Annotated in this window: 15 protein-coding genes and 1 other RNA gene; 1 reads left to right on the forward strand and 15 read right to left on the reverse strand. The window is 65.6% G+C overall.

Features of this window, described 5'->3' with window-relative positions; genetic code table 11:
* Positions 1-17: 17 nt before the first annotated feature.
* Positions 18-524 (forward strand): hypothetical protein, encoded by a 507-nt coding sequence (locus GD628_RS00720; protein WP_141653648.1) that lies wholly within the window; start codon positions 18-20, stop codon positions 522-524.
* 129 nt (positions 525-653) lie between these two features.
* Here GD628_RS00720 and ssrA read toward each other — a convergent pair.
* The 15 genes from ssrA to GD628_RS00795 form a co-directional block, all read right to left on the reverse strand.
* Positions 654-1,023: a transfer-messenger RNA gene (gene ssrA / locus GD628_RS00725) on the reverse strand.
* Between the two features lie 68 nt (positions 1,024-1,091).
* Complete coding sequence (locus GD628_RS00730) at positions 1,092-1,451, reverse strand: hypothetical protein (protein ID WP_152273551.1); 360 nt, start codon at positions 1,449-1,451, stop codon at positions 1,092-1,094.
* Positions 1,451-1,924, reverse strand: coding sequence for an SsrA-binding protein SmpB (gene smpB, locus GD628_RS00735; RefSeq protein ID WP_091603310.1), 474 nt, complete (start codon positions 1,922-1,924; stop codon positions 1,451-1,453). The genes GD628_RS00730 and smpB overlap by 1 nt, the downstream gene beginning before the upstream one ends.
* A 68-nt stretch (positions 1,925-1,992) precedes the next feature.
* Entirely contained in the window at positions 1,993-3,423 is a 1,431-nt protein-coding gene (locus tag GD628_RS00740) for a M23 family metallopeptidase (RefSeq protein ID WP_091603307.1), read from the reverse strand.
* Positions 3,424-3,476: 53 nt separating this feature from the next.
* The gene (gene ftsX, locus GD628_RS00745; RefSeq protein WP_152273552.1) at positions 3,477-4,388 is read right to left on the reverse strand and encodes a permease-like cell division protein FtsX; all 912 of its coding nucleotides are present in this window, start codon (positions 4,386-4,388) and stop codon (positions 3,477-3,479) included.
* Positions 4,385-5,284: a cell division ATP-binding protein FtsE gene (gene ftsE / locus GD628_RS00750; protein ID WP_152273553.1), complete on the reverse strand. Its 900-nt coding sequence runs from the start codon at positions 5,282-5,284 to the stop codon at positions 4,385-4,387. The genes ftsX and ftsE overlap by 4 nt, the downstream gene beginning before the upstream one ends.
* 166 nt (positions 5,285-5,450) lie before the next feature.
* Positions 5,451-6,368 (reverse strand): alpha/beta hydrolase, encoded by a 918-nt coding sequence (locus GD628_RS00755; RefSeq protein ID WP_152273554.1) that lies wholly within the window; start codon positions 6,366-6,368, stop codon positions 5,451-5,453.
* Complete coding sequence (locus GD628_RS00760; RefSeq protein ID WP_152273555.1) at positions 6,365-7,135, reverse strand: 3-hydroxybutyrate dehydrogenase; 771 nt, start codon at positions 7,133-7,135, stop codon at positions 6,365-6,367. The genes GD628_RS00755 and GD628_RS00760 overlap by 4 nt, the downstream gene beginning before the upstream one ends.
* Positions 7,132-7,767, reverse strand: a complete 636-nt coding sequence (locus tag GD628_RS00765; RefSeq protein WP_152273556.1) for a TetR/AcrR family transcriptional regulator — start codon at positions 7,765-7,767, stop codon at positions 7,132-7,134. The genes GD628_RS00760 and GD628_RS00765 overlap by 4 nt, the downstream gene beginning before the upstream one ends.
* The gene (locus tag GD628_RS00770) at positions 7,764-9,323 is read right to left on the reverse strand and encodes a class I adenylate-forming enzyme family protein (RefSeq protein WP_152273557.1); all 1,560 of its coding nucleotides are present in this window, start codon (positions 9,321-9,323) and stop codon (positions 7,764-7,766) included. The genes GD628_RS00765 and GD628_RS00770 overlap by 4 nt, the downstream gene beginning before the upstream one ends.
* Positions 9,320-10,447, reverse strand: a complete 1,128-nt coding sequence (locus tag GD628_RS00775) for a branched-chain amino acid ABC transporter permease (protein ID WP_091603286.1) — start codon at positions 10,445-10,447, stop codon at positions 9,320-9,322. Before GD628_RS00775 ends, GD628_RS00770 begins: the two co-directional genes overlap by 4 nt.
* Entirely contained in the window at positions 10,444-11,322 is an 879-nt protein-coding gene (locus GD628_RS00780; protein WP_152273558.1) for a branched-chain amino acid ABC transporter permease, read from the reverse strand. The genes GD628_RS00775 and GD628_RS00780 overlap by 4 nt, the downstream gene beginning before the upstream one ends.
* Before the next feature lie 3 nt (positions 11,323-11,325).
* Positions 11,326-12,090, reverse strand: a complete 765-nt coding sequence (locus tag GD628_RS00785; RefSeq protein WP_091603280.1) for an ABC transporter ATP-binding protein — start codon at positions 12,088-12,090, stop codon at positions 11,326-11,328.
* Positions 12,090-12,848 (reverse strand): ABC transporter ATP-binding protein, encoded by a 759-nt coding sequence (locus GD628_RS00790; RefSeq protein WP_152273559.1) that lies wholly within the window; start codon positions 12,846-12,848, stop codon positions 12,090-12,092. The genes GD628_RS00785 and GD628_RS00790 overlap by 1 nt, the downstream gene beginning before the upstream one ends.
* Positions 12,849-12,861: 13 nt before the next feature.
* The gene (locus tag GD628_RS00795) at positions 12,862-14,064 is read right to left on the reverse strand and encodes a substrate-binding domain-containing protein (protein WP_152273560.1); all 1,203 of its coding nucleotides are present in this window, start codon (positions 14,062-14,064) and stop codon (positions 12,862-12,864) included.
* Between the last annotated feature and the right edge of the window lie 177 nt (positions 14,065-14,241).

Raw genomic sequence — 14,241 nt, forward strand, 5'->3', positions numbered from 1 at the left:
TCCTGGGAGGCTGTGCCGTGAATACCGAAAAAGCACCGGATCCCGTGGGTGCGACCTCGCCGGAACTTATGCAGCGGTTTGAGCAGCTCCTGCCCGCTTTGGCAGAGCAGGCAGGTTCCGGACTCAGGATCGAGGACCTGCGGGAGGAATCCTGCCTGCGCCCGGAGATCGAGGAGCAGCAGCTTGAAACGCGCTGGCTCGGTATCGCCTCGGGTGAAGTGCCCGACGGCGGCACAGCCAACGCCGCCTTGGACCGCATCGGCCAATGGCTGGACGCGGAAGGCTGGGAACTCCAGGACGAGGTCACGTATCCCCCGGACGAGCTCGGAGACATCCGGGTCCTGATGTACTCCCTGGATGATGTGAACCTCACGGCGACCTACCGGAACAGCGGACGTCCGTGGGTGGAAGTCCTGGCAGTCTCTCCCTGCCGGGAGAACCCGCCGGAACACCAGATGCAGCGCTCCACGCTGGACCCGGAGTACGGACTTTCCAGCCAGTACTACCAGGACGGAGAGTCCTAACCGGCCACTCCACGACCCGCCAAGGGCGCCACGCCCGGCTAGCCGGCCCCGCCAGGACCCGCCAGTGGTAAGCAAAGCACCCGAAACACAAAAAGCACCCCGGCCCGAAGGCCGAGGTGCTTTTGTGGTTCGTGGAGATGGGGGGAATTGAACCCCCGTCCGATGTCGTGTTGTCAGGGCTTCTCCGGGCGCAGTTCACGTCGGATTTTCTTGGCCCCAGCCATCATGTGAACAAGTGGCTGATCCGGGCCCAGCCGTCTAAAAGTCCCGAGCACTCCAACGGCAAGAGTACTCAGCAGTGGCCCTCTAGATGACGCCAGGATCCGGGACGAGAGCATTCCCGGTCTGACGGACTATGCCCGCTGCTTAGGCAGCGAGAGCGAAGTCAGTGCGCTTAGAATCGGCACTTATTGGTTTGCAGAGAGCGTTTACGAGATAACCCTGCATCCTCGGCCCGCTTCACCTGTCGCGACTAACATCGTCGAAACCTGTCATCCCCGTATTCAGTTACCAAACTGATGTGTCCGCACCGCAACCGGCCGGACCGTTAACTATAACGCATTTGGGCTAGAACGTCAGGCCGAAAATGGCAACCGGCGCGCCCCAGAGCAGGAGCACCAGCACTGAGAGCAGCACGAACAGCACCGAAAGGATCGCCAGGGCCGTCATGCCGGCATACTTCCTGCGGAAAGCCCAGCCGAACAGCACAGCGTTCGCGGCAAGCAGCACCGGCGAAATCCACACCAGCAGCTGTGCCAGGTACACGTAGAAAACCACGAAAAACGGCACCGCAACCAGGATGGCCACCGGAACGACCGCAGCCACGACCAGCAGGTCGATTGCTGCAACAGCCCATGCCCACAGCGGTTTACGACCCTGTTCCGGGGCATCCTCCTCAGGCTGCGCTTCCCAGAACGTTCCGCTCACTACGCTCCCCGGTTCTTGGCCCGCATCTCCCGCAGTGCCTCGCGGTTATCCTGCTTTTCCCGCAGGGTCTGCCGCTTGTCATAGTCGCGCTTACCGCGCGCGACGGCGATTTCAACCTTGGCGCGGCCGTCCAGGAAATACAGCTGGAGCGGCACGATGGTGAAACCTGATTCACGGATTTTCTGCGAGATTTTGTCCAGCTGCTCGCGGTGCAGCAGCAGCTTGCGCCTGCGGCGGGCAGAGTGGTTGGTCCAGCTGCCGTTCAGGTACTCCGGAATGTAGACGGCCTCGAGCCAGAGTTCATCGTTGTAGAACGTCGCGAACCCGTCCACCAGGGACGCGCGGCCCTCACGCAGGGACTTCACCTCAGTGCCCATCAGCACCATCCCGGCCTCGTAGGTATCGAGGATTTCGTAGTTGTGCCGGGCCTTGCGGTTGGTGGCCACAACTTTTCGGCCACTTTCTTTCGGCACGGTTCAACTCTCCTTTATTGCTCGATGAAGTTCGGGTATTCCCGGACGCGAAACACCCATTCTAGGCCCTAGAGCAGTCCCATGGGATTCACGAGCTGTCCGTTGAGCATGGTCTCGAAGTGCAGGTGGCAGCCCGTGGAGTTACCAGTGGTACCCACGTAGCCAATCAGTTGTCCGGCGTTGACCCACTGCCCCGCAGAAACCATCCGGCTGCTCAGGTGGTAGTAGTTCGTTGCCAGGGCACTCGTTCCAATCACACCGTGGTTCAGCACGATCCGGTTACCGGTACCAATCATTTCCCCGCCGCCGGTGTCCGAGCGCCAGACTTCACCGGCAGCAGCCGCGTAGACCGGCGTTCCGCACTGGGCTCCGAAGTCGATCCCGGAGTGGAGGTAACCGCCGGTGCCGGAGAAATCGATGGTTCCTGCCGGCGTCGCACGCCAGCCAAAACCGGAAGTCAGCGGTGCGCTGACGGGATAGCGCAGGCCGAAGGCCGACGGGTTGGTCGGCTGAACGGTCTGGGGAGGCGGAGCAGGCTGGTTGTTGCGTGCGGCTTCCTCCGCCGCGCGCCGGTTTGCTTCAGCGATCCTGGCTTCCTCGGCACGGCGTGCCTCTTCGAGCAGGATGCGCTGGCGTTCGGCAATCTCCGCCTGGACGGCCGCCTGCTCCGACTGGATCGACGCGAGCTTCGCCTGGATGACAGGCTTCTTGGCTTCGAGCTGGCCGTTCAGTTCCTCGGCGCTGGCGATGAGGCTGTCCACCTTTTCCTTCTCGGCGGCGGCTTCGTCGCGGGCTGCCTGCTCCGCACGCAGCGCCTCTTCAGCCTGTGCCTTAAGCGAGGAAATCTCCTCTTCAACCGCGGTGAGCCGCGCTTCAGAGTTCACGTTGGTCGCGGCCTGCTGGGAAAGGCGTTCGACGGCGGCGTTCTGTCCGCGCAGCGCCTGGCCGGCCATGCCCATGGAATCGGTGAGGCTGTCAGCACCGTTGGCCCCGAACATGAGGCTCAGGCTGGAGGGCACTCCCCCGCTCTTATAGGCCTGGCTGGCGATCTGCCCAATCACTTTCTGGGTTTCGTCCAGGGCCTTGCGGTCCTCTTCGATCTGGGCAGCGATCTTGTTGCGGCTCTCCTGGGCCAGGGCAACCCGATCGGTGAGCGCCCCCACCTTGGCTGACGCAGTGGTGACCCGCCCCTCGGCGTCTGCCAGCACGGACTGCGCTGCGGGCAGCTCTTCGTTCTGGTAGATGTTCAGCTGGGCCACAGTCTTGGCAATATCAGCGTCCAGGTATTCATATTCTTCCTGGACGCGCTGCTGCTCCGCCTGCAGTGCATTCTTGCGGTCGTCCAGCTCATCGGCCTGGGCCGGAGTGAGGACGGCGGCTAGGGAAAGGACCACTGCCAGGAGCATGGCTGCCCCTGCCGCGGCCGTTTTCCGCGCAGCATCCAGCCGCGCAGCAGGTACCGCTGCGCCCCCCGGCGGGAAACCTTGGTTGTCATTCATCGGCGAGACCATACATGTAGCGTTCTGCTTTCCTTGTGACCGGTGCCCACACTTTAGACCTTGATATAGCGTCTCAGCGTCAGCAGTGAGGAGACTCCAGCCAGTAATGTACCCAGAATCAGGAGTACCGGGCTCAAAAGTAGCACTTCACGTGCAGATATAAAGGCAGTAGCCGGGTACTGACGGGCCAGCATGCCAATGAAGAAGTGCGCCACGGCCCAAAGGGTTCCGGAGGCCAGGACCGCACCGATCAGCGCCGCGATCACGCCCTCCAGGACAAACGGCAGCTGGATCACTGCCTTGGAAGCGCCCACCAGGCGCATAATTCCGGTTTCGCGGCGCCGGCTGAATGCGGACAGCCGGATGGTGGTGGCAATCAGCAGGATGGCGCACACCAGCATCAGCACAGCGACGATCAGCGCCACCAGGGACGCGATATTCATGAAGGAGAAAACCTTCTCCAGGAGTTCGCGCTGGTCACTCACGGATTCAACGCCCGGCATCGAAGAGAACGCCTCATTGATGACCTCGTACTTTTCCGGGTCCACCAGGGATACCCGGAAAGTTTCCGGCAGCTGGTCCGCGGTAACGCTGTCAACGATGGGGGAATTCGCGAACTGTTCACGGAAATGGCCCAGGGCGGTTTCCTGGTCCTCGAAATGTACGGTATCGATGTACTGCTCGAACTCCGCTGAATTCAGCTTCGCCTCAATCGCGCTGCGCTGCTCGTCGGTGACGGCGCCCGAGGCACAGGAGGGGGAAACATCGTTGTCCACGCAGAGGAAGACCGCCACCTGCACGCGGTCATACCAGTAACCCTTCATCTGGTTGATCTGCATCTGCAGCAGGCCGGCTGCACCCACGAAGGTAAGGGATACAAACGTCACCAGGATGACGGAGACCACCATGGACAGGTTGCGCCGAATCCCTGAGCCGATTTCGCCCAGGACAAAAGCCATCCTCATTCGGAGACCTCCGACCCGGCCGTGCTGTTCTGTTTCGCACTGCCCTCGTTGGCACTGCCCTGCCTGGCACCGCCCTGGTCAGCGCTGCCGCGAGTGCCCGCCGCCTCGGGTCGGCTGGAAGCGGACACTGTGCCGGCCGCCGGAGCGGCTGCGGCTGGATCCTTCTCGCTGACGGCATCCGTGCCGGCCGCCGGCACTACCGGCTGCATCGCCGTCGCCAGGTAGATACCTTCGCGTTCGTCGCGGACAACCTGGCCGTTGCGGAGCTCGATGACCCGTTTGCGCATCGCGTTGACGATGTCATGGTCATGCGTTGCCATGACAACGGTTGTGCCGTTCTGGTTGATCCGGTCCAGTACCTTCATGATTCCCAGTGAGGTGGTGGGATCGAGGTTGCCGGTGGGCTCGTCCGCAAGCAGGATGCCCGGCCGGTTCACAATGGCACGGGCGATGGCAACGCGCTGCTGCTCGCCGCCGGAGAGTTCGTGCGGGAGCCGGTTGTCCTTGCCTTCCAGGCCAACTGTTTTCAGGACCTCCGGAACCGAATCGCGGATGACGGCACGCGAACGGCCAATGACCTGCATCGCGAAGGCAACGTTGGCGAAGACGGTCTTGTTGGGCAGCAGGCGGAAGTCCTGGAAGACGACGCCGATGCCGCGGCGCAGGCGCGGCACGCGCCAGCTGGGAATCTTGGCCACGTTGGAGCCGGCCACGTACACGGTTCCCCGCGTCGCGTGTTCCTCCTTCAGCACCAGTCGGATGAGCGTCGATTTGCCCGACCCGGAGGCACCCACCAGGAAGACGAACTCGCCGCGGTCTACGTCGAGGCTGACGGAGTTCAGGGCGGGCCTGGACTTCCGGTCGTAGACCTTTGTGACGTTGTCGAAAGTGATCATTACTGTTTCATGCCCTTACGTAGCAGCCGGAACGGCAAGGGCCTTTGGCCTTGGGAGCAGGGAACCGGCCTTTCGACTATAGCCAGCGGATCCAGCCACCGGTCTGATCGGCGCGTGGTGTGTCGCCGGAAGGCAGCTGCCCCCTCCCGGGGACTTCGCAGACGACTCAGCTGGCTGGTGCCTCCCCTGCCGGCAGCCGCCGGGACACAGCCTCCCCGGCGAGCACACCCGCAACAGCGGCGGCACCGGGATCATCCATGACGATGGTGTAGTGGTTCGTACCGGGTACGTCGCTGATCCGCAGGTCCGGCAGTTTGGCCTGCCAGGAAGCGATGTAGTCCGGCGAGTACAGCCCCGGTTCCTCGTCCAGGAGCCCGCGCGGAGCCCGCAGCAGCTGCACCGGGTGGGCGAGCTGGTCCAGTGCCTGCAGGAGCGCGGTGCCGCGGTGCAGCTCGGCCGTGTCCTCAAGGAGCGCCTGGGTGGAGGTGGCAGCACGGAACCCGCTGCCGTGCGGCTGCAGGTCGTAGGCCAGGTAATCACGCAGCAGGTCATTCCAGTGACCGGCGAAGGCGGGGTGCGGGGCCCAGAACTGCTCGTAGTCCGCCGGGGACTCGAACACCTGCTCCAGCCGTTCGGCAGCGGGGCCCAGCACGGCCTGGATGACCTGCTCGTCGCTTAGTCCGGACGGCACGTCCAGCGGCAGGCCGCCGTCGACCAGCACCAGCGACTCCACCAGGTGCGGGTGGCGGTTTGCCAGCACCAGTGCCGCGAACGCCCCCATTGAATGGCCAACGACGACGGCGCTGGGCACTGTTAGTGCCTCCAGCACCGCGGCGAGGTCATCGGCATGCACCGGCATCCCGTACGGTCCGGGCAGCGTATTGCTGCGTCCCCTGCCGCGCAGGTCCGGTGCGATCACGCGCACGTCCGGCAGCGCGGCGGCCACCATGCCCCAGGTACGGTGCGACGCCGTCACACCGTGAATGGCCAGGATTGCCGGGGCCTGGGGGTCGTTCGGACCCCAGATGCCGGTATGCAGGGTGCCGCCCCGGACCGGAACCGCGGCGGTGGTGTAGCTGCTCATCGCGCGCTCCACCCGCCGTCCATGGTGTAGGACGCCCCGGTGACCATCCCGGCGCCGGGCCCGGCGAGCCACGCGGCCAGGGACGCGACTTCCTCCGGCTCCACCAGCCGCTTCACCGCGGACTCGGTAAGCATGACCGAGGCAATTACTTCCTCTTCGGGAATCGAGTTGATCCGCGCCTGGTCAGCGATCTGCGCCTCAACCAGTGCAGTGCGTACGTAGGCGGGGTTGATGCAGTTGGACGTGACGCCGTGCGGCCCGCCCTCCAGCGCAGTGACCTTGCTGAGTCCTTCCAGGGCATGCTTGGCGCTGACGTAGGCGCTCTTGAAGGCGGAGGCCCGGAGTCCGTGGACGGAAGAGATGTTGATGATCCGGCCGAACCCGCGCTCGTACATTCCCGGCAGCGCTGCGCGGATCAGCAGGAAAGGCGATTCAACCATCAGCCGGTGGATGAGGCGGAACGTGTCCGGGTCGAAGTCCTGGATGGGATTGATCCGCTGGATGCCCGCGTTATTGACCAGGATGTCTGTGTCCAGGGACAGGTTTTCCAGTTCCCTGGTGTCGCTGAGATCCAATGCCCACGCTGTTCCTCCGGTGGCCGCAGCGACCCGCTCGGCGGCTTCCCGGTTGACGTCCGCCACCGTGACCTTGGCGCCCAGGGCCGCGAAGGTGCGGGCGCAGGCTTCCCCGATTCCGGAGCCGCCTCCGGTGACCAGTGCCGTCCTGCCTTCCAGGCCCGTGGGAAGAACTGCTTCAGTGCTGCTCATGCTCCACCTCCGTCTGCCGGCGCCTCGGGCGCCATGCCTCGTTCGATAAACCGCATCATTTCCTCGAATTCCGCTTCCGGAATCTCGGGAGCGGGCCCCCCGCCCTCCCGGTCGGCATGCCACAGGACCCAGCGCATGCCGAGCATCTCGCCGATGCCCATCAGTGCCCAGGCCACGGTGTCCACGTCCATCGGGCGGATCTCACCGGCGTCGCGCGCTGCTTTGAGGCCCTCCACGTAGCCGTGAACTATCCGTGTGTAGTGCATGCGCAGGGCACCGGGTGAAACAAACTCTGCCTGCCGGATGATCCGGTAGAGCGCCGGATGTTCGGCGGTGAACCGGAAGAAGGCCCGGAATCCTTCGCGTTCGGCCTCGATCCGGTTAGCGGCGGCTTTCGCTGCCTCGGTCATGGCCTGGCGGACGCGCCGGTTCAGGTCTTCCACCACCTCGTCGAAGATGGCCTGCTTGCCGTCGAAGTAGAGGTAGAAGGTGCCCAGCCCGACCCCTGCCTGCTCGGTGATCTTCACGATCGAGGCATCGTGGTACCCCACCGATGCGAAGACCTGTTCAGCGGCTTCGACCAGCCGTGCCCGGGTCCTGGTGCCGCGTGCTGTCCTGGGTGTGGTGCTCATGCGGTGTCCTGCCGGTCGGGGGTTGCGGGGTGAAGGTTTCCGGCGCTGCGCAGCCGGGAGCGGGCTACCTTGTGCAGCGAGGTGCGTGGCAGGGTGTCCACGAATTCGACGCGCGTCGGCACCTTGTACCGGGCGAGCCGCACTCCGCAGTGCTCCAAGATGTCCTGGGCATCCGGAGCGGTGCCGGAACGCCGCACCACGTAGGCGACGCCGGTTTCGCCCCAGCGCGGGTCCGGCTCGCCTGCGACGGCTGCCTCAGCCACGGCCGGATGCTCCAGCAGGACTGCTTCCACCTCTGCCGGGGAGACGTTTTCCCCGCCGGAGATGTAGATGTCCTTGAGCCGATCGATCACCCGCAGGTAACCGCCGGCGTCGCGCTCCACTAGGTCACCGGTGTGCAGCCAGCCTCCGGCCAGGGCGGCCGCCGTGGCCTGGGGATTGCGGAAGTAGCCGGAAAAGACTCCGGGCCCGGAGACCAGCAGCTCCCCCTTACACGGTCCGTCCAGGTGTTCCCCGGTTACCGGGTCCGCGACGGCGACGTCCACGTGCGGATACGGCTTGCCTGCCATGCCTACACGGGCGCCGGCTTCCTCCTCCGGAAGACACAGCACATTCGGACCGGCTTCGCTGAGGCCGTACCCCTGGGCCAGGGCGACACCGCGCGAATGCCAGGTCCGCAGCAGCGGCGCCGGCATGGGCGCTCCGCCAACGACGGCGCGGCCCAGGCTGGAGAGGTCCGTCCGGTCGAAGCGCGGATGGGAGGCGAGCATCAGGTAATGCGCCGGAACTCCCATCATGGTGGTGACCTTCCGGTCCTCGATCAGCGCCAGTACCCGGCCGGCGTCGAAAGTGCGTTCAAGCACCACGGTGGCACCGGTCCACCAGGCCAGCAGCGGCTGGATGTTCCAGCCTCCGGCGTGGAACTGCGGCAGCACCGCCAGCACGACGTCCCTGCTGCCGATCTCCGCGGTACGGGAAAGCGACAGGTTGGTCCAAAAACAGTTCGCGTGGCTGAGCACCACGGCCTTGGGCTCCGCCTCGGTGCCGGAGGTGAAGACCATCAGCAGCGGATCACCGTCCAGGACGGTGTCCCCGCTGGGGCCGTTCTCCTCCAGCAGCCGCAGCGGGGCAGGCGGCCCGGACTCAACCCCGGTGCGGCCCAGGGCGGCCGACGGCGGCGGAACAGCCAGGCGCGCTGCCGCCTCCATGGCGACGGCGGAAAATTCCTCCTCCACCAGCAGCAGAGCCGGGTCTGCGAGCGCGAGCTGGGCAGCGAGCTCACGTGCCGAGAGCCGCCAGGACAGCGGAACCAGGACCAGCCCGGCCTTGGCACAGGCAAAGAAGGCCACCACGTGGTCCGCGCTGTTGCCGGTGACCGTGGCAATGCGGTCACCGCGACGGTAGCCCGAGTCCTTGAGCGCGCCGGCCAGGGCTGTGGACCTGGCCTCCAGATCCCGGTAGCTCAGCGGTACACCGCGGTCATCGATCGCGGTGCGGTCCGGAGTGGACAGCGCACGGTCCGCCGTCCAGCGGCCCAGGGTGTGCAGGGAACTCATCCGGCTTCCTCCAGGATCTGCTGTGGCCGGCGGGCGGCTTCGCGGCTGCGCAGCCGTGCTGCTGCCCCGGCAAGTCCGCCGGGCAGAAACAGCACCACCAGGATGAACAGCGTACCGAGAATGAACATGGGCTCGGAGAGCGGAATCTGCAGGATCCGCGGCAGCCCGTCGATCGCGTCGGAGTTGGCGAGTGCGGTCAGGCGCTGGTCCAGCAGAGTGTAGACCACACCGCCCAGGACCGCTCCCCAGCGTGAGCCGACACCGCCCAGGACCACCATGACCAGCAGGGTGATAGTGAAGTCGGAGGACACCGCCCGCGGCACCGCACCGGATTGCAGCAGCAGGTAGGTCATGCCGACCACGCCGGCCAGCGTCCCCGCGACGACGAAGATCAGGAGCTTGGCCAGATAGGGCTGCAGCCCCAGCACCCGGACGCGCATTTCGTTCTCCCGCACGGCCGCTGCGACGTGGCCGGCACGGCTGCGCTGGATCCAGGCCGTCACCAGGAAGACTGCGACGAGGGCGGCGAGCGCCAGCCAGTACAGATTACGGGTGTTCGCCACACCGACCAGGAAGGACGGCACGTGCTCCGTGGCGAGACTCAGTCCTTCCTCTCCCCCGGTGGCACCTTCCGGGTTCCGCCGCACCATCACGGACCCGGCCTGGGCGAACGCGAGCGTCACCATAGCGAACGGTATGCCGGTGACCCGGAGCGCGACGGCGCCGGTCAGGTTGGCCAGCACGATCACCACCACGAGGGTCAGTGCCATGGCCGGCAGCAGCGGCAGGCCGGTCCGGTCCAGGATGATCGCCAGGCCGTACACGCCGGCTCCGAAGTACAGTGCGTGCCCGAAGGACAGCATGCCCGCGACGCCGAGCAGCAGGTGGTAGGTCAGCGCTGCGGCCGCCATCAGCATGCAGAGGGCCATCAGCTGCAGTGAGCCCGGTGTGTAGGTGGGGCCGGGAAGCAGGCCCGGAATCGACAGATTGAACAGCGGCAGCACGGCGAGGACCAGCACTCCTGCCGCGCCCGCTATCCAGGCGGCAGGACGACGTCGTGCTTTGCCTTGCTGCTGAGCCGGAGGCGGAGCCTTGGTGTCCTCCCGAACCTGGGCTGCGCTCATGCCGTTACCGCCTTTCCCATGAGTCCCGCGGGCCTGGCCAGCAGAACTGCGGCGAGGAGCAGGACCACCACGAAGTCGCCTACGCCCCAGTAGAAGTTTGCGAACTGCTGAAGGATCCCCACGGCTACGGAGGCCAGAGCGGCACCGGTCAGCGATCCGAGGCCACCGATGACCGTCACGATGAACGCGAAGATCAGCAGTGAACCACCCAGCAGCGGTGACACGTAACCGAAGTAGTGGCTGGCGAGCACGCCACCCATGCCCGCAGCTGCGCCGCCGATGGTGAAGACCAGGGTGAAGGCTTTGCGGACATCGATGCCGAGGGCCGTGACCATGGACCGGTTTTCCACGCCGGCCCGGATGATCATGCCGTACCGGCTCTTCTTCAGGAACAGCAGCAGCCCGCCCAGGACAAGGGCTGCGGCAAGGATGGCGACGAACCGGTCATTGGGGATCCGGGCGCCGAGAATGTCCGTGGTTTCCTTCAGCCAGGCAGGTCCGGTGATGAAGGACGGGTCTGTTCCCCAGATACCTTCGAACAGGGCCACTGAAGCAAGGGACAACCCCACGGTCACCAGCACCTGCTCAATGTGACGCTGGTAGAGCGGCCGGATGAGGATCCGTTCGGTCAATGCGGCAAACACCGCGCCGGTGGCGGCTCCGACTGCCAGCGATATCAGGAACACGCCCCAGCCGCCGGCGCCGAGTGCCTGGGCCGCCTGCCAGCCGATGAACGCGCCGAGGGTCAGGAAGGATCCATGGGCGAAATTCAGCACACCCATGAGTCCATAGATCAGGGACAGGCCCGAGGCGACCAGGAAATAGAGTGCCCCCAGGCCGAGGCCGGTGACGGTGAGCAGGATGATGGTGCTCATGCCTCAGGCTCCCTTCGGTGCGGCGGTGGCTGCCGGGTTGGGGTTTGCTGCGGCGGTGCCCGTGTGGACGCCGAGCAGCCGGTGGTTGAGATCCGTGTCATCGAGGAACTCGCCGGCGTTCATGCCTGTCAACGCCACCTTCCCGCCGGAGAGGACCGTGACGGTGGCAGCGAGCTGACGCACGACCGTCAGGTTTTGTTCCACCAGCAGGATCGGCACCGTCCGGGCCGCTTCGGCCAGAGCCTCCGCGACTTCCTGCACGATCTTCGGCGCCAGGCCCTTGGTCGGTTCGTCCACGAGCAGCACCTTGTTGGTGTTCAGCAGGGCACGGGCCAGCGAGACCATTTGCTGCTGTCCGCCGCTGAGCGTTCCCGCCATCTGGGCGGAACGTTTCACCAGGTCCGGGAAAAGGTCTTCCACGAGCTGCCGCCGGGGATGCTCGTCCCGCTCAGCCAGGCGGAGATTCTCGGCGACGGTGAGCCGGGAGAAAACCTCGCGGTCTTCGGGCACGTAGCCCACCCCGCGGGCGATGATCCGGTGGGTCTCGGCGCCGTCGATGCGCTCGCCGTCGAGCTCCACCTGCCCGCTGCGGGGGATGAGCCCAATGACGGCCTTGATGGTGCTGGTCTTGCCCACGCCGTTCCGGCCGAGCAGCCCGGTAACGCCGAATGCCGGCACCTCGAAGCTGACGTCCTCGACGACCTGCTGGCCGCCAATGGAGGCGGAGAGATTCTGCACCCGCAGGATGGGCGCGTTTTCGGTGTTCATCAGACGGGTTCTCCCAGGTAGGCGCTCTGGACCAGAGGGTTGGCCATGACTGCTTCGGGGGTGTCGACGGCGAGCAAGGAACCGTGGTGCATCACCGCAACCCGTTCCACCAGTCCCAGGACCACTTCCATGTGGTGCTCGACCATCAGCACGGTGCGTCCGGAGTCCCGGTGCATGCGGCGGATGACTTCGGAGAGCCCGGCGACGTCCCCGGAGCCGACTCCGGCCATGGGTTCGTCGAGCAGGATCACTGCCGGATCCGCTGCCAGGAGCATCGCGATCTCAACCTTGCGCTTGTCTCCGTGGGACAGGCCGCCGGCAGCTGACGCGGCTTTGGCCTCCAGTCCCACTTCCGCAAGGCATCCGGCAGCGATGCCGGTGGCTTCGTCACCGCTGTGCGGGAAACGCAGGAGCGAGAGGCTGCCGCCTAATTTGGCCTGGGCTGCCAGCCGCACGTTTTCGAGGACGCTCAGCTGCGGGAAGAGGCTGGACGTCTGGAACGTCCGTCCCAGTCCCGCCGCCGCCCGCCGGTGCACCGCCAGCCGTCCGACGTCGTTGCCCGAAACCGCCACGGTGCCCTCGGTGGGGCGGAGGAGTCCGGAAATGACGTTGAACAGGGTGGTCTTGCCCGCGCCGTTCGGTCCAATCACGGCGAGCATTTCGCCGTGGCGGACGGAGAGGTTCACGTCGTCGAGGATCCGGGCCCCGCCAATGCTGAGTCCGACGCCGGCGAGTTCCAGTGCGATGGGTGCGTCCATGGGGTCCACGGCCCTACTTCGCGGCTTCGGGCGGGGCCACGGAGTCCGCGGCAACCGTTTCGACGAGTGTGGGAACCCAGGTCCCGCCCTGGTCATTGAGCGTGACCTGGTACATGTCCTGCAGCAGGGCGTGGTCCGAGGCGCGGACCGTGGTGGTGCCCTTGGGCCCCTCGAAGCTCCAGCCCTCCAGGGCGGAGACCATCGCGTCGACGTCGCTGCCGCCTTCGCGGACGGCCTGGACAATCATCTGCCCGGCGACGAAGCCGTCCGGCGTGAACAGGTCCGGCTTCTTGCCGGCGGCTTCCACGGACTCGATCATCGCCTTCTCCACGTCATTGGTCGCGGCGCCCGGGAAATAGTGGTTGAGGAAGGAGATCTTGGTACCGGCGGCTCCGTACGCGCCGAAGGTGGCAGCGTCGCCGAGACCGGTGACGATCGGGGCGGCGTCGAAGGCGCCCTGCTGGTCCAGCGCCTGCCACATTGAACCCGACGTCGCGCCGGCCCAGGCCACGAAGGCCATATCCGGGGCTGCGTCGATGAGCTGGCGGGCGAAAGGAGTGAACTCAGTGGCATCCTCCGGCACCAGGACGCTGGAGACTTCCGCGCCTTCCGCACCGAGGACTGCCTCGACGGCGGCGAGGTTGCCCTGGCCAAAAGCGTTGTCCTGGGCGAAAACCACAACCTTCTTTCCCGCCAGGTCATCCACGAAGGAACCCGCAGTGGCTACGTCCTGCAGGGACTGCCGGCCGGAGCGGAAGGTGTACTTGTTGATGCCCTGGATAGCGTCCGTTGCCGCTGGACCGGAGATGTAGAGGACCTGGTTCTGCTGGGCCTGTTCGGCGAGCTTGAGGGCGATGCCGGAGACCACGGTTCCTGCGAGGATCTTGTAATCCTGCCCTATGAGGTCCTTCGCCACGGTGACTGCCTTGTCCGGGTCTCCGCCGTCGTCGTGGTAGGTGATGTTCAGCTCGGTGTCCCCCACCTTGCCGGTGCCGTCGGTGGCGTAGTCGATACCTGCCTGCAGGCCTTCGTAGTAAGCCTCGCCGTAGGCCGCCAGCGGCCCTGTCTTGGAGTACACGATTCCGACGTCCACGCTCGACGGCGCGTCGCCGCCATCTGCGGGCGCCGTGCCCGCATCGGTGGAGGGGGCGCAGGCGGAAAGCGCCAGCCCGGTGGTCAGGGCCGTGGCGAGGAGGAACTTCGTTGTTGCCTTCACGGTGGTGTGCCTTTCAGTGCGGTGGCTGCAGTGGATGCATTTGATGCCGGCCGGGCCGGGGTTTTGGAGCACTAACCTGAAAGGCGATTCAGGTTACGGAAAATGTATGGCACAGATCACATGTGAGTCAATGGGTCTTTTGCGGAACAGTTTCGGTTCGTCGCCCGGCGTGACATC

Source organism: Arthrobacter koreensis, from assembly GCF_009193255.1.
GTDB lineage: Bacteria > Actinomycetota > Actinomycetes > Actinomycetales > Micrococcaceae > Arthrobacter_B > Arthrobacter_B koreensis.